This is a genomic window from Rhodobacter aestuarii (assembly GCF_900156655.1).
Classification (GTDB): Bacteria; Pseudomonadota; Alphaproteobacteria; order Rhodobacterales; family Rhodobacteraceae; genus Rhodobacter; species Rhodobacter aestuarii.
Map to the genome: position 1 here is coordinate 516,567 of NZ_FTOG01000001.1, position 15,795 is coordinate 532,361.

The 15,795-nt window shown below is 60.9% G+C and carries 12 protein-coding genes; 10 read left to right on the forward strand and 2 right to left on the reverse strand.

The genetic code is table 11. The annotated features are described in order from the left end of the window. Window positions 1–103: 103 nt before the first annotated feature. The 3 genes from BW967_RS02400 to BW967_RS18465 all read left to right on the forward strand — a co-directional run bounded on the left by BW967_RS02400 (window position 104) and on the right by BW967_RS18465 (window position 3,454). Window positions 104–1,300, forward strand: coding sequence for a helix-turn-helix domain-containing protein (locus BW967_RS02400; protein WP_076483415.1), 1,197 nt, complete (start codon window positions 104–106; stop codon window positions 1,298–1,300). Between the two features lie 115 nt (window positions 1,301–1,415). Beyond that, on the forward strand, window positions 1,416–2,537 hold the full coding sequence (gene ispG / locus BW967_RS02405) for a flavodoxin-dependent (E)-4-hydroxy-3-methylbut-2-enyl-diphosphate synthase (RefSeq protein ID WP_076483416.1): 1,122 nt from the start codon (window positions 1,416–1,418) through the stop codon (window positions 2,535–2,537). A 344-nt stretch (window positions 2,538–2,881) separates the two neighbouring features. Next, window positions 2,882–3,454, forward strand: coding sequence for a hypothetical protein (locus BW967_RS18465; RefSeq protein ID WP_139327781.1), 573 nt, complete (start codon window positions 2,882–2,884; stop codon window positions 3,452–3,454). 244 nt (window positions 3,455–3,698) lie between these two features. Here the strand turns inward: BW967_RS18465 and BW967_RS02410 are convergent, their stop codons facing one another. Beyond that, window positions 3,699–4,445 carry a DsbA family protein gene (locus BW967_RS02410; RefSeq protein WP_076483417.1) on the reverse strand — a complete coding sequence of 249 codons (747 nt, stop codon included), beginning with the start codon at window positions 4,443–4,445 and terminating at the stop codon, window positions 3,699–3,701. 189 nt (window positions 4,446–4,634) lie between these two features. Between BW967_RS02410 and BW967_RS02415 the strand changes: the two genes are divergently transcribed. From BW967_RS02415 to BW967_RS02430, 4 genes are all read left to right on the forward strand, one after another. After that, window positions 4,635–5,774: a pyridoxal phosphate-dependent aminotransferase gene (locus BW967_RS02415; protein WP_076483595.1), complete on the forward strand. Its 1,140-nt coding sequence runs from the start codon at window positions 4,635–4,637 to the stop codon at window positions 5,772–5,774. 78 nt (window positions 5,775–5,852) lie between these two features. After that, window positions 5,853–7,082, forward strand: coding sequence for an N-acetylmuramoyl-L-alanine amidase (locus BW967_RS02420; protein ID WP_076483418.1), 1,230 nt, complete (start codon window positions 5,853–5,855; stop codon window positions 7,080–7,082). Between the two features lie 4 nt (window positions 7,083–7,086). Continuing rightward, window positions 7,087–8,256, forward strand: coding sequence for an RsmB/NOP family class I SAM-dependent RNA methyltransferase (locus tag BW967_RS02425; protein WP_076483596.1), 1,170 nt, complete (start codon window positions 7,087–7,089; stop codon window positions 8,254–8,256). A gap of 242 nt (window positions 8,257–8,498) precedes the next feature. Next, window positions 8,499–10,772 (forward strand): ATP-binding response regulator, encoded by a 2,274-nt coding sequence (locus tag BW967_RS02430; protein ID WP_245826415.1) that lies wholly within the window; start codon window positions 8,499–8,501, stop codon window positions 10,770–10,772. On the opposite strand, the gene BW967_RS02435 is transcribed toward BW967_RS02430, so the two are convergent. After that, entirely contained in the window at window positions 10,754–11,338 is a 585-nt protein-coding gene (locus BW967_RS02435; RefSeq protein ID WP_076483419.1) for a sulfotransferase family protein, read from the reverse strand. The genes BW967_RS02430 and BW967_RS02435 overlap by 19 nt on opposite strands. Window positions 11,339–11,562: 224 nt before the next feature. Between BW967_RS02435 and recA the strand changes: the two genes are divergently transcribed. The 3 genes from recA (at window position 11,563) to BW967_RS02450 (ending at window position 15,718) form a co-directional block, all read left to right on the forward strand. Continuing rightward, window positions 11,563–12,630, forward strand: coding sequence for a recombinase RecA (recA, locus tag BW967_RS02440; protein WP_076483420.1), 1,068 nt, complete (start codon window positions 11,563–11,565; stop codon window positions 12,628–12,630). A gap of 140 nt (window positions 12,631–12,770) precedes the next feature. Further along, on the forward strand, window positions 12,771–15,428 hold the full coding sequence (alaS, locus tag BW967_RS02445) for an alanine--tRNA ligase (RefSeq protein ID WP_076483421.1): 2,658 nt from the start codon (window positions 12,771–12,773) through the stop codon (window positions 15,426–15,428). After that, on the forward strand, window positions 15,428–15,718 hold the full coding sequence (locus tag BW967_RS02450; RefSeq protein WP_076483422.1) for a DUF1330 domain-containing protein: 291 nt from the start codon (window positions 15,428–15,430) through the stop codon (window positions 15,716–15,718). Before alaS ends, BW967_RS02450 begins: the two co-directional genes overlap by 1 nt. Window positions 15,719–15,795 lie beyond the last annotated feature (77 nt).

Consider the following 15,795-nt stretch of genomic DNA (forward strand, 5'->3'; position numbering starts at 1 on the left):
ACTTCTACGGGTGCATGCCCGTCCCGGGTATGGTAGTTCTTTGTCAAGGAATTCGCGCTAGCAGGCTCGAATCGGCATAACACCACTGGGGCGGGACAGGCACATGATCAAGTGGAAGGGCAAACCTTCGACGCAAGAAGCTGAAGTTGGGCCCAAGGGCTTTGACGATTTCGAGCTGCGTCTGGGGGATGTTCTGCGCGGGGAACGCGCGACCCTTGCCAAATCATTGCTCGATGTGCAGCGCGAGCTGCGCATCAAAGCCATCCACATTGCGGCGATTGAAAACTGCGATGTTTCGGCATTTGAATCTCCCTCCTTCATCGCTGGTTTTGTCCGCTCCTATGCGCGCTATCTGGGCATTGATCCCGATTGGGCGTTTGAGCGGTTCTGTGCCGAAGCGGGTTTTGAACCGACGCATGGTTTGGCCGCTGCCGCCTCGGGGCCGAAGCCGCAGCGTCGCCCGGCGGATTTGACCGCGTCGCTTGCCAATCCCAATGCGTCTTTCATTCCGAAACAAGCGCCGTTCTGGACCAAGATCGACCCGCGCGCGGTGGGCTCGCTCGCCGTTGTGCTGATGGTTGCGGGTGGGATCGGCTATGGCGGCTGGTCGGTGTTGCAAGAGGTGCAGCGCGTGCAGCTTGCCCCGGTGGATCAGGCCCCCGGCGTTGTGGCCGAGATTGACCCGCTGCAATCGGTGGCGCCGGTGCAAATGGCGGCCAATGATGCGCTGCCGCAAGCGCCCACGACCGAAAGCTTTGATCGGCTCTATCGTCCCGCCGCGCTGGAAACGCCGGTGCTGATCGCGCGCGATGGCCCGATTGCGGCGATTAATCCGCGTGAAGCGGGCCTTCTGGCAGGCCCTGCGCCGGTGTCTCCACCTGCGCCGATGCTGATGACCGAAGCGCGTCCGCAGCCCAACCCGCAAGCGGAGCAAGTGGTGCGCACCTTGGGGGCCGATGCCTCTGAGGTTGTGGTCTTGGCGGTGCGCCCGTCTTGGGTGCGGATCACCTCGGCCGATGGGTCGGTGCTGTTTGAAAAAGTGATGGATGCTGGCGAGCGTTTCGCCGTGCCGAAACTTGCCGAGCCGCCAAAGCTGCGCACCGGGGAATCGGGCGCGATCTATTTTGCCGTCAACGGTGTGCCGCATGGCCCGGTGGGGGAAAAAGGCGCCGTGACCAAGAACATCGTGCTTTCGCCCGAAGCGCTTGGGGAAAGCTATGCGCTGGCCGATCTTTCCGCAGATCGTGATCTGGCGAGCCTTGTGACCGTGGCGGATGCCTCGGCCAGCTTGGGCGACTAAGCGCCTCTATCACAGCCCTGTCATTTTTGCGCCTCATGAGGTGGAAGCGACAACCCGTCCGTTGCCCTAGCGCAGCGGCTGACCTATGTCTTGGGCAACGAATTGGAGGCCTCTCATGTCGCACAACCCCATCCGCCCGTGGCGCAACATCGCGCGCCGCCCCTCGCGTCAGATTTGGGTGGGCAATGTGCCCGTGGGCGGCGATGCGCCGATTGCGGTGCAAACGATGACCAACACCATCACCTCGGATGTGAAGGCGACGCTCGACCAAGTGCTGCGCGCCGCCGATGTGGGCGCCGATATCGTCCGCGTTTCGGCCCCGGATGAAGATGCCACCCGCGCGCTGAAGGAAATCTGCCGCGAAAGCCCGGTGCCAATCATCGCCGACATCCACTTCCACTACAAACGCGCGATTGAGGCGGCAGAGGCGGGCGCGGCCTGCCTGCGCATCAACCCCGGCAATATTGGCGATGCCACCCGCGTGCGCGAGGTGATCAAGGCCGCCAAAGACCACGGCTGCTCGATGCGCATTGGCGTGAATGCGGGCTCGCTGGAAAAGCACCTGCTCGACAAATATGCCGAGCCCTGCCCGGAAGCGATGCTGGAAAGCGGTCTCGACCATATCAAAATCCTCGAAGACAACGATTTCCACGAGTTCAAAATCTCCGTCAAAGCCTCGGATGTGTTCTTGGCCGCCGCCGCTTACCGCGCGCTGGCCGAAGCCACAGATAAACCGCTGCACCTTGGCATCACCGAAGCTGGCGGGCTGATGGCGGGCACGGTGAAATCCGCCGTGGGCTTGGGCAACCTTTTGTGGTCCGGCATTGGCGACACGATCCGGGTGAGCCTCTCTGCCGATCCGGTGGAAGAGGTGAAAGTGGGCTATGAGATCCTCAAATCTTTGGGCCTGCGCACGCGCGGCGTGCAGATCATTTCCTGCCCCTCCTGCGCGCGCCAAGGCTTTGACGTGATCAAAACCGTGGAAACGCTGGAAAAGCGGCTTGAGCACATCAAAACCTCGATGAGCCTATCGATCATCGGCTGCGTGGTGAACGGGCCGGGCGAGGCGCTGATGACCGATATCGGCTTCACCGGCGGCGGCGCGGGCTCGGGCATGATCTATATGGCGGGCAAGCAAAGCCACAAAATGTCCAACGATCAAATGGTCGAGGAGATCGTGCGCTTGGTCGAGGCCCGCGCGGCAGAACTCGAAGCCGCCGAGCAAGCGGCGGAATAAGGGCAGGGGGGCGCTGCCCCCTCTTGGCCTATGGCCAATTCACCCCCGGGATATTTGGACAAAGTCGAAGGAGGGCGCTCGGTCAGGGCGCCCTTTCGTTTTTGGGGGGGGTAGCGATCGTCGCCTCATGGGCGCGCATAAAGTTGGGTGGGAGGAATGACTGGTTTGAGCCCCGAAAGTCCCCATATCAGGTGCAGTCCCTGTGAGTGGTTCTGCGGATATACCGGCGATGTTGCACCGTCTGTTTCTGCAAAGCATTGCACGTTGACGCTCTGAAAAATGCAACCCATTGTGCAACCGTGGGTGCGGCATTTCGTGGCGCATGCAAAGCAAATAGAGGCGACATGGCAGCTTTGCTTTCTGAACGTGGCAAACTCGTTGTTTATACACGCGGCGCTGCTCTCTTGCTTTGCGCATTTACTCCATTCTCAGAAATCTTGCTCAAACCTAATGTCGTACCGTCTGATGAGTATATTGAAAGCACTTGGCCGATCTACTTTTTGGTTATTGTTGGCTTTGGCATGGTAAATTTTCTGGCCATGGACTACTCTGATTTTGCAGCAACGTTCTCTCGAGAAATATCACATTTTGAATACTTTACGTCTCGAGTTGCTCTCATGTTGACTTTTGCCGTTTGCTTTCAGGTATTCTTGCAGAGCAGCGTACCATCTTTGGTTCTGAGGGTATCTGGTGCGAATACTGAGATTGAAATGGAGATAAGTGATCTGAACCCCAATCGGGATAGAAAATACTGTATTCGCGGTGTTTTCCTGAGACATAAGCCTTATTTTGCGGACGATATTTGCAACATCGATCCAAGTGTTTTGAACACTCTAAGTGCCGACGATTTCATTGTCGTTTCTGGAAACGGCAATTGGATGGGGGTCATACCAGAGCATGTTGCCCGTGCTCGTTGAGGTTTCTGCGCGTGCTGTGGGCGAGGTCAGTTTTTGCGCAACGCTACCCTTTTACACACAAGGCGCAATGACCGGCGAGACGTGAAGCAAAATGGTAGCAAAGTCCGCAAACCAGCCCCCATCCGCGCTGCTCCCGTTTGCCCCCCCAACAAAAAAAGGCGCCCGTCCCGGCGCCTTTCGACTTTGCTTGAACATCCCTCAGGGAACTTGCTCAAAGGGCAAAGGGGGCGCTGCGCCCTCCGCTTTACCCGCGTTCTTGGGCGATGATTTGGTGCATCGCTTCGGTCGGCGCATAGCCGCGCAGCAATTGGCCGCCCACGACAAAGGCCGGGGTGCCGGCAATGCCCATCCGCTCGGCCAATTGCGCGTTTGCGCGCAGCACGGCGGTGACCTCTTCGGTGTTCATCTTGGCAATCACCAGATCCGGGTCGATCTTTTGCTCCGAGGCAAGGCGCGACAGGCTTTCAAGCGTCATATCCCCCCGAAACGCCATCAGTTCGTTGTGCACCGCTTCATAAGCCGCGTCGCCCGCGACCTGTTTCACCGCCACGGCAAAGCGCGCGGCCAGCACCGATTGATCCGACAGGATCGGGAATTCCTTGACCACAAAGCGGATGTTGCGGTCCGATTTCAGAACCTCATCGACGACCTCGTAGGCCTTTTTGCAATAGCTGCACTTATAGTCGATGAACTCGACCATGGTGATATCGCCCTCAAGGTTGCCGCCGACCCAATCGCCCGCAAACTCAAAGATATCTTGCGCGTTGGTTTGGACTAAAACGCGGTCATCTTGCGCGGCTTGGGCTTGCTGGCGTTCTTCGAGCTTGTTGATCGCCTCCACCAGAACTTCGGGGTTTTCCATCAGATAGTCGCGCACCGCGCCGCCAAAGGCCTCTTTCTCGGCGGGGCTCATCGCGCTGAGGTCAAAGGCTGCGGCGGGCAGCGCAAGGGCGGTGGTCAGCGCGAAAGCAGCAAGCGAAAGACGGGTCATGAGAACATCCTGAAAAGGGCCACACGTGCCGGGCCGGTCCGGCGCACCTTGGCCAATGGGGGCGGAGGGTGCAAGAAAAAACCCGGCTCTTTTGTTCAGGCTTTTGTCATTGGCCGCCTGTGCGCGCCGCGTCCGATTGACCTTGCCAAATCGCGGGCCTATCCCAAGCGCAAAGGAAAGGAAGCCGCTATGCGTATGTCCAACCGTGGTCAGGTCGATGCCTTCATCGTGATGGATGTGATGGAGGCCGCAAATGCCGCCGAGGCGGCGGGGCGGCACATCATCCACATGGAGGTGGGCCAACCCTCAACGCCCGCGCCCGCCGCTGCCCGCAAGGCGCTTGCCGCGGCGCTGGAGCGCGACAGCTTGGGTTATACGGTGGCGCTTGGTTTGCCGGAATTGCGCCGGGGCATCGCTGATCTTTATGCGCGCTGGTATGGGGTCGATCTTGACCCGGCCCGTGTGGTGGTGACGCCGGGCTCATCGGGCGCGTTTCTTCTGGCCTTCTCTGCGCTTTTTGATGCGGGGGATCGGGTCGCTTTGGGCGCGCCGGGCTACCCCAGCTATCGGCAGATTTTGCGGGCGATGTCAGTCACCCCGGTGGATCTGCTCACCAAGCCAGAAAATCGTTATCAGCCCGTGCCTTCGGAAATTCCCGAAGATGTGCAAGGGCTAATTGTGGCCTCGCCGGGCAACCCGTCGGGCACGATGCTGGGCAAGCCAGAACTCGCGGCGCTGATGGGGGCGGCGGCGGAGCGTGGCTTGGGCTTTGTGTCAGACGAGATCTATCACGGGTTGCAGTATGAGGGCCGCGCCACCACGGCGCTGGAAATCGGCAACGAGGCCTATGTGATCAACTCGTTTTCGAAATACTTCTCGATGACCGGTTGGCGCGTGGGCTGGATGGTTGTGCCCGAGGACCATATTCGCACCGTTGAACGGCTGGCGCAGAATATGTTCATCTGCCCACCCCATGCGAGCCAAGTGGCCGCGCTTGGGGCGCTTGAGGCCACCGATGAGCTAGAGGCGAACTGCGCCGTTTATGCCGCCAACCGCAAGCTGATGTTGGAGGGTCTGCCGAAAGCGGGCTTTGACAAGATCGCCCCGCCCGATGGCGCGTTTTACATCTATGCGGATGTGTCCGAGATTACCCAAGACAGCCGCGCCTTGGCGGCAGAGATTTTGGAAAAGGTGGGTGTGGCGGTGACGCCGGGGCTCGATTTTGACCCGGCGCGGGGGCACACCACTCTGCGCTTTTCCTATGCGCGGGCGACGGCGGATATTGAAGAAGGGCTTGCGCGCCTCACCGCGTTTATGGCGGCGCGCTAAGCCTTTAGGGGGGATTCCCGTCGCGCTCCGGTTGCGCTATAGTCGGGCCAAACGGGCGCTAAGTCCCGCGGAGCAGGCATGAGACATCTTCTTTCCCCCCTTGCGGTGCTGATCGCGCTTGCCGGGTCGGTGGGCGCGCAAGCGCCCGAGCTTTCGGCTTTGGCGCGGCTGGAGGCTGATCGGAGTTTTGTCGCGCAACCCTCTGCCAGTAAAACTGAAATCACGCTGGGGCTGAGCCAGCCGGTGCCGTTTCGGGCGTTTTTGCTGGATGATCCGCCACGCTTGGTGGTGGATTTCCGCGAGGTGGATTTTGCTGGGGCGAAGCCGGAAGACTATGAAAGACGCGGGCTTTTGGGCGATATCCGCTGGGGGCGCTTTCGCGCGGGTTGGTCGCGCTTTGTCGCGGAATTGAATGGCCCGGTGAAGCTTGTTTCCGCCGAAGAGCGGACGGGCACCGAAAGTGGCAGCTTGCCCGAACTGCATATTGTGCTCGAGCGCACCACTGCGACGGAATTTGAAGCCCGCCAAGGCGCCGCGCAATCGGCGCTGTGGGATTTGCCGCAGCCCGCGCCCACGGGGGCATTGCTTACGCGCCAAGATGGCACCCGGCCCTTGCGGGTGATGCTTGACCCCGGTCACGGTGGCATTGACCCCGGTGCCGAGGTGGAGGGTTATTCGGAAGCCGTGCTGGTGCTGACCTTCGCACGGATGCTGAAAGAGGCGATGACCCGCGCGGGCATGGAAGTCGCGATGACTCGCGAAGAAGATATTTTCGTGCCGCTAGAGGAACGCATAACCGCCGCCCATGCCTTTGGCGCGGATCTGATGATCTCGCTTCATGCCGATGCTTTGGCCGAGGGGGAGGCGATGGGCGCAACGCTTTATCTCTTTGACGAGGCGGCATCCGATGAAGCCGCGCGCAAACTGGCCGAGCGTCATGATCGGTCGGACCTCTTGGCGGGCGTCGATCTGGAAGGCCATGATGATGCCGTGGCGGGGGTGCTGATGGACCTTGCCCGCCTTGAAACCCAACCGCGCGTGGTGCGGCTGGGTCAGGTGCTTTCGGGCGCGATTAAAGGGGCGGGGTTGCGCATGCATCGCCACCCGGTGCAAGGGGCGGATTTCGCGGTGCTGCGTTCGCCCGATATTCCCTCAGCTTTGGTGGAGTTGGGATTCATGTCTTCTGAAGTGGACCGGGCGCGTTTGCACGACCCGGAATGGCGCGCCGAAATGGCGGCTGCCTTGGTGGCCGGGGTGCAACGCTGGGCCGAGGCCGATGCCGCCGAAGCGCGACTGTTGCGGCAGTGATCCGATGACGCCCGCCGCCCGCCTTGCCGCCGCCATCGACCTTCTGGATGCCATTTTGGAAGGCGCCCCCGCGGAACGCGCGCTGACCAATTGGGCCCGCGCCAACCGCTATGCAGGCTCGGGCGACCGCGCCGCTGTGCGCGACCATGTGTTTGATGCGTTGCGCTGCCGGGGCAGTTTTGCCGCCCTTGGTGGGGCACTCACGGGGCGCGGGTTGATCTTGGGCCTATGCCGGGCCGAGGGGCGCGATGCAACTGCGCTTTTCACCGGCGAAGGCCATGCGCCTGCGGCTTTGACTGCGGATGAGGCTAAGCATCTGGCCAGCCCCGCGCCGCCGCGCGAAGACCTGTTCACAAGCGATTGGCCGGAGTGGCTTTTGCCGCAATTGCGCGCCGATCTTGGGGCGGATTTCGCGCCCGTTTCCGAGGCGATGCAGGCTCGCGCGCCGGTGTTTTTGCGTGCAAACCTTGCCAAAACCACCCGAGACGGTGCCGCACAGGTTTTGGCTACAGAGGGGATTGAAACTCAACCGCATCCGCTGGCTGACACGGCGTTAGAGGTCACCGCAGGCGCGCGCAAAATTGCGCAAAGCCAAGCCTATGCGCAGGGGTTGGTTGAGCTGCAAGACGCCGCCTCGCAAGCGATGCTACAGCTTGTCGATCTTGCCCCCGGTGCGCGCGTGCTCGACTATTGTGCGGGTGGCGGTGGCAAGGCGCTGGCGCTGGCGGCGGCCTTCCCCAAAGCGCAGATCACCGCGCATGATATTGACGCCGGGCGGATGCGCGATATTGCGCCGCGCGCCAAACGCGCCGGGGCCAAAATCACCTTGGCCGAACCGGGCAAGGTCACAGGGCAATATGATCTGGTGCTGGTCGATGCGCCCTGTTCGGGCGCGGGCACGTGGCGGCGCACGCCAGAGGCGAAATGGCGGCTGACGCCCGCGCGTTTGGCCGAATTGGTTGCCTTGCAAGCCGAGATCCTCTCCCATGCGGCGGGCCTTGTCGCGCCGGGGGGGCGGCTTTGCTACATGACCTGTTCGCTTCTCGATGTTGAGAATGCGGCGCAAATCGCGGCTTTCGCGGCGCGCGGCGGCTGGGAAAGCACGGCGCATCTGCGGTTGACGCCCTGCGATGGGGCGGATGGTTTTTTTGGGGCTGTGCTCTCTCGGATCTAAATAGATCCTGAAGATTTGCACATCTTTAGGTTGCGTTGGGTATTTGTTAACTAGGCTTTAACCGAAATGTCTCGCAATGCGAGGAGGCGATTCTGGAAAGGAAGACATCCGTGGCGCACCCCGACCAAACCTTGCAGCCCATCGGTCGCACGGCCGCGTTAATCGCTCCGGGGGCGATTTATCTTCTGGTGCTGGCCATCTGTGCTGGCGTCGGCGCTTATTTCGTGAAGGATCAGGTGCTGATGACCGTGCTTATCTCGGTGGCGGGCAGCTTCCTTTTGCTGGCGGTGCTGGCAAAGCTTGCGCAACGCCAGATCGCGCAAAGTAAAGACACGATGCAAGATGCGCTTGCGGCGTTCATCGCCCATGACGCGTCGCCCTCTTTCACCACCGATGCCGAAGGCGAGATTGGCGCGCAAAACCGCGCCGCGATTGAGCGGTTTGGCTCACGCAGCGGGCAAACTTTGGCGCGCGCCTTGGGGGAGTTGTTTGCAAATCCGGGGGCGATGCTCGCGCGGCTCCAGTCCAAGGCTGAAGCGCTTGGCGCGGCCCGGGAAGATTTGGTGACCCGGCGCGGCCATGTAAGGCTTTCGGTGCATCGGGTCGATGGCGGCGGATATCTGTGGCGGCTGGAAGACATGGCCGAACGCGCCGTAGGGGGCCGCGGTGGCGAGACCCTGTCTTTGCCGATGCTGACCGTGTCGAAAACGGGCACGATTTTGTTTATGAACGAGGCGCTGCGGCGCTTGGTGGGCGAACGTGTCCGCACGCTCGACCGTATCTTTACCGAATTGCCGATCCGCTCCGGCGAGGAGCAGGAGATCACCACCTCCGAAGGCCCGGTGCGCTGCATGGTGGCGCAGATCGAGGGCGCGGGCGGGCGTGACGAGATTTATCTGATGCCGGTGGCGCCCGGTCGTCCGGCAACGCATGACCCGGCGGCGTTTGAAAGCCTGCCGGTGGCGCTGATGCGGCTCAATGTCGATGGTCGCGTGTTTGAGGTAAACCGCGCCGCGCGTGGGTTGTTGGGCCAAATTTCCCCCGGTTCGCGGTTGTGTGAGCTTTTTGAAGGGCTTGGCCGCCCGGTTGAAGATTGGGTCGCCGATGCTGTTGCGGGCCGTACCGATCGCCGCCCCGAGGTGTTGCGCGCGCATCGCGGTGACCGCGAGGTGTTCTTACAAGTCACGCTGAGCCGGGTGATTGAGGAAGGTCGCGCCGGGCTGATTGCCGTTCTTTCGGATGCGACACAGCTTAAAACGCTCGAAGGGCAGTTTGTGCAAAGCCAGAAGATGCAGGCGATTGGCCAGCTTGCGGGGGGTGTTGCGCATGATTTCAACAACCTTCTGACGGCCATTTCTGGGCATTGCGATTTGCTCATGCTGCGCCATGAAAAGGGCGACCCGGATTACACCGATCTTGACCAGATCAGCCAAAACGCGAACCGTGCCGCCTCGCTTGTGGGGCAGCTTCTGGCCTTTTCGCGCAAGCAAACGCTGAAACCGCGGATCATGGATCTGCGCGATACGCTGTCTGATTTGACCCATCTTTTGAACCGTTTGACCGGCGAAAAGATCATGCTCACCTTGATGCATGATCCGGGCCTTGCGCTGATCCGCGCAGATCGGCGTCAGCTGGAACAGGTGATCATGAACTTGGTGGTCAATGCGCGCGACGCTATGCCCGGCGGCGGTGAAATTCGCATTGAAACTGAGAATATGCGCTTGCTGGAAGACCTGAAGCGCGACCGTGCCGCAGTGCCGAAGGGCGATTATGTTGTCGTGAAAGTGACCGATGAAGGGGTCGGGATCGCGCCCGATAAACTCGGCAAAATCTTTGAACCGTTCTTCACCACCAAAAAGCCGGGGGAAGGCACGGGGCTTGGGCTTTCCACCGCTTACGGGATCGTCAAGCAAACCGGAGGCTATATCTTCTGTGACTCGGTTCTGGGCTCTGGCACCTCTTTCACGCTTTTCCTGCCCGCGCATGGACAGCGGGGTGAGTTGGAACCGGAGCCGACCGTCACGCCGATGGATCTGCCGCAAATTGAAGAAAACCCCACCTCCAAAGTGTTGCTGGTTGAGGATGAGGCGCCGGTGCGGGCTTTTGCGTCGCGGGCGCTCAAATTGCGCGGCTATACCGTTTTTGAAGCCGAAAACGCCGAGGAGGCGCTGCGCATCTTGGAAGATGAAAGCCTGTCTTTCGATGTCTTCGTGACGGATGTGATCATGCCCGGCATGGATGGCCCGACATGGGTGGCCGAGGCACTGAAAGCACGCCCCGATGTGCCGGTGGTCTTCGTTTCGGGCTATGCGGAGGATGTGTTCCGGGAAGGCCGTCCGCCGATGCCGAATTCGGTCTTCTTGCCGAAGCCTTTCTCGCTGAGCGAACTCACCGCGACGGTGCAAAACCAGATCGCGCGGCGGGCGCGTAAACTGGCGGCGCGGGCTGGTGCAGGGGCGGCAGAGCCGGTCGAAAGCCAAGAGGACGAGGCGGAGGCTCAGGCCAAGCTGTCGTAAAGCGCAAAGTCGGCGGCGAGGGCTTCGCGCAGCGCGGCAAGTGTTTCGGGCGAAATCTCGGTATCCGCCGCAGCGGGCACATTCACGCGGGGCAGGGTGATCGCGCAATCTAGCCGATCTTCCAAGAACTGTACAAAAGTGTCGATCTCTTCATAGCGAAAGATTCGATCCACTGCCGGGGTGCCATCGGCCCCGCAGAGATGCGCGGCTTGGCTGCCAATTTCCGCCCGAAGGGTGCTGCGCGTTTCCATATAGGCGCGGGCAAAGGCCTCAAAGCTTTGCGCGGCAACGGCGGGCTCGTGAGCCTCTTCTACCCGGAAGCGATACCACGAGCGCAGCCATTCAACCGGTTCGCGCATCAGCGCAAGGGTGGTGAAAGGCGCCCCCGCTTGCGCTGCAAGCCAAGGCGCCAGCGTGGCTTGAAAATCTTGTGCGGGCATATGTTTGAAGGGCGCGGGGCGCTGGATTGTGACCGAAGCAAGCGAGTCGAGCGCGACCTCGACCGCTGTTGATCCCGTCTTTGGGGTGGCCAAAAAGACCAAGCGCTGATCCCAGAAAATCAACATGATAGACCCTTTTCCGAATGGGTCTTGCATAGGCTTCCGGCGGTCTGGGGTAAAGCCCGCGGTCTTGGTAACCTTTCCTTAACCCTGTTTGTTCAATATTTGTTCTCACAATTTGATTGCAATGTTTCCCTTTTGTGCTCATATGGATGAGAACAAGATGGGAACAAAAAGCGCCCCTGGGCCGATGGACGCCCGGCTTGCGCTGTGGGATAAGGGGACGAGAAATGGCAACGGCAGGCCTTATTGAGATGAACGACAAAAGCAAGGCAGACAAGCATAAGGCGCTGGAATCGGCGCTCGCGCAGATCGAGCGCCAGTTCGGTAAAGGCTCGATAATGAAGCTCGGTGGCGATAACCCGCCGCCTGAGATCGAGGCGACCTCGACCGGCTCGCTTGGCCTTGATATCGCGCTTGGCATTGGCGGTCTGCCCAAGGGCCGGATTGTGGAGATTTACGGGCCGGAAAGCTCGGGCAAAACCACGCTGACGCTGCATTGCATTGCTGAAGAGCAAAAGAAGGGCGGGGTTTGCGCCTTTGTGGATGCCGAACACGCGCTTGACCCCTATTACGCCAAGAAGCTGGGCGTGAACCTGGATGAGCTGCTGATCTCGCAGCCCGACACCGGCGAACAAGCGCTTGAAATCGTCGATACGCTGGTGCGCTCGGGCGCGGTGAGCCTTGTGGTCGTGGACTCGGTCGCGGCGCTGACACCCCGCGCCGAGATTGAGGGCGATATGGGCGATGCCACGGTTGGTGCCCAGGCGCGGCTGATGTCTCAGGCGATGCGCAAGCTCACCGCCTCGATTGGCCGCTCGAATTGCATGGTGATCTTCATCAACCAGATCCGCATGAAGATCGGCGTGATGTTCGGCTCGCCTGAAACCACCTCGGGCGGGAACGCGCTGAAATTCTACGCCTCCGTGCGCCTTGATATCCGCCGCACCGGCGCGATCAAGGATCGTGACGAGGTGATCGGCAACCAGACCCGCGTCAAAGTGGTGAAGAACAAGGTCGCTCCGCCGTTCCGCGAAGTGGAATTTGATATTCTATACGGCGAAGGCATCTCGAAGGTCGGTGAATTGGTTGATCTTGGCGTGAAGGCCGGGATCGTGGCCAAATCGGGTGCTTGGTATTCGTTCGGTGATGAGCGGATCGGGCAGGGGCGTGAAAACGCCAAGCAGTTCCTGCGCGACAACCCCGATATTGCCTATGAGATCGAAGACAAGATCCGCGCCAGCCACGGGCTCGATTTTGACGTGCCGCCGGGCGACGATGATCTGACCGAAGAATAAGCGCCGTCCTGCGGCGCGCAGCTTAGACAGGCGGCACGATGCCGCGTTGAAACGGCCGGGGGCGTCCCGGCCGTTTTGCTTTCTGGACAGGGCCGGGAAGCATCGCTAAACGGGGGGAAATCTGCAAAAAAGGCCCGCCCATGCCCAGCCTCAACGATATTCGCTCCACCTTCCTCGGCTCGTTTGAAAAGAACGGTCACAAGGTGGTGGAAAGCTCGCCGCTCGTGCCGCGCAACGACCCGACGCTGATGTTCACCAACTCCGGGATGGTGCAGTTCAAAAACTGCTTCACCGGGGTGGAAAAACGCGACTATGTCCGCGCCACGACCTCGCAAAAATGCGTCCGTGCCGGTGGCAAGCACAATGACCTTGATAACGTTGGCTATACCGCGCGCCACCACACGTTTTTTGAGATGCTCGGCAACTTCTCTTTTGGCGATTACTTCAAAGAAGGCGCGATCCCCTTTGCTTGGGAATTGCTGACCAAAGACTTTGATATCCCGAAAGAAAAGCTGCTGGTCACCGTCTATCACACCGATGATGAAGCGGCGGAGATCTGGAAAAAAGTTGCCGGTCTGACCGATGACCGGATCATCCGCATCGCCACCAAAGACAACTTCTGGCAAATGGGGCCGACCGGGCCTTGCGGCCCCTGCACCGAGATTTTCTATGATCATGGCGATCATATCTGGGGTGGCCCGCCCGGCTCCGCCGAGGAAGACGGCGATCGCTTCATCGAGATTTGGAACCTCGTTTTCATGCAAAACGAGCAGTTCGAAGATGGCTCGATGCGCGCGCTCGATATGCAGTCGATCGACACGGGCATGGGGCTTGAGCGGATCGGCGCGCTGCTACAAGGCAAGCACGACAACTACGACACCGATTTGATGCGCAGCCTAATCGAGGCCTCGGCCCATGCCACCTCGGCAGACCCCGATGGCCCGGGCAAAGTGCACCACCGCGTGATTGCCGACCATTTGCGTTCGACCGCCTTCTTGATTGCTGATGGCGTCATGCCCTCGAACGATGGCCGGGGCTATGTGCTGCGCCGCATCCTGCGCCGCGCCGCGCGCCACGCGCATATGCTTGGCGCGAAAGATCCGGTGATGCACAAGCTCGTCCCCGCGCTCGTGCGCCAGATGGGCGCGGCCTTCCCGGAACTGAGCCGTGCGCAAGCGCTGATCGAAGAAACCCTGAAGCTCGAGGAAACCCGCTTCAAGGTCACGCTCGATCGCGGTTTGAAGTTGCTGGATGATGAACTTTCCGCGCTGCCTGATGGGGCGGAACTGCCGGGTGCAGCAGCGTTTAAGCTCTATGATACCTATGGCTTCCCGCTTGACCTGACCCAAGATGCTTTGCGCGAAAAGGGCCGCACCGTCGATACCGATGGCTTTGATGCCGCGATGGCCGAGCAAAAAGCCAAAGCCCGCGCGGCTTGGTCCGGCTCGGGTGAGGCGAGCGATGCGCGCATTTGGTTTGAGATTGCCGAAGCCAAAGGCGTGACCGAATTCCTTGGCTACGATACCGAAACCGCCGAGGGCCAAATTCTGACGCTGGTGCAAGACGGCGCGGAAGTGGCCGAGGCCACAGGCACGGTGCAGATCGTGGTGAACCAAACGCCGTTTTACGGCGAGTCGGGCGGTCAGGTCGGCGATAGCGGGATCATCCGCACCGAAACCGCCGAGGTGAAAATCACCGACACCAAGAAAGTGGCGGGGGTGTTCATTCACATCGGCGAGGTGGTTTCGGGCAAGGTGGCCAAAGGCCAACCCGCGAAACTGGAGGTGGACCATGCCCGCCGCAGCGCCATTCGCGCCAACCACTCCGCCACCCACCTGCTGCATGAGGCGCTGCGCCGTGCGCTTGGCGACCATGTCGCGCAAAAAGGCTCGCTCAATGCCGAGGATCGGCTGCGGTTTGACTTTAGCCACGCCAAAGCGATGAGCGCCGAAGAGCTGGAGCAGGTCGAGGCCGAGGTGAACAGCTTCATCCGCCAAAACACCGCCGTGGAAACCCGGATCATGACGCCTGATGATGCGCGCGGTCTGGGCGCGCAGGCGCTCTTCGGGGAGAAATACGGCGATGAGGTGCGCGTCGTCTCGATGGGCGAATTGCTCGGCTCGGGCAAAGGCCAAGACGGCAAGACCTATTCGCTTGAACTCTGCGGCGGCACCCATGTGGCGCGCACGGGCGATATTGGTGCCTTTGTCGCGCTTGGCGACAGTGCCTCCTCGGCCGGTGTGCGCCGGTTTGAAGCGCTGACCGGCCAAGCCGCGCTTGATTACCTCAAAACCCAAAACGCGCGGCTTTCCGAAGTGGCAGGTGTGTTGAAAACCGCCCCCGCCGATGTGGCCGAGCGCGTGAAGGCCTTGGCCGAAGAACGCAAAGCGCTTGCCAATGAAGTGGCGCAACTGCGCCGTGAATTGGCCATGGGCGGCGGCGCGGCGGGTGGCCCGGAAGTTGAAGAAATCAATGGCTTGCGCTTCATTGCTCAGGTGGTTTCGGGCGTGTCGGGCAAAGACCTGCCCGCGCTGGTGGACAGCCTGAAAGAGAAGGTTGGCTCGGGCGCGGTGCTGGTGATTGCTGATACCGGCGCGAAACCGGCCTGTGCGGCAGGTGTCACGGCGGATAAAACCGATACCGTCTCTGCGGTCGATCTGGTCAAAGCGGCGGCGGCTGCCCTTGGCGGCAAAGGGGGCGGGGGCCGCCCCGATATGGCGCAAGCCGGTGGGGCCGATATCGCCAAGGCCGATGAGGCTTTGGCTGCTGTGCGCGCTGTGATTGCGGGGGAAGTGTAATGCCCTCGGCCCTTTGGATCGCCCACGTCGAAGTGCTCGACCCCGAAGCTTATGGCAAATATGCCGTGGCGGCGGGGCCGGCGATTGCCGAACATGGCGGGGTCTTTTTGGCCCGCGCCACGCGCTACGTGCAGCTTGAGGGCAACGACCGCGCCCGCAATGTGGTGGCGCGCTTCCCCAGCCTAGAGGCGGCGGTCGCCTGCTACAATTCAGACGCCTATCAAGCCGCGCTCGCCCATGCCAAGGGCGCTTCGGTGCGCGATTTGGTGGTGGTTGAGGAAAACGACTGACTTTTGTTCCGCCCGGAAAAGCGTTAACGTGACACTCATGTGTCAATGCTAAAACCGGGCGGAGCCAACCGCCTTGA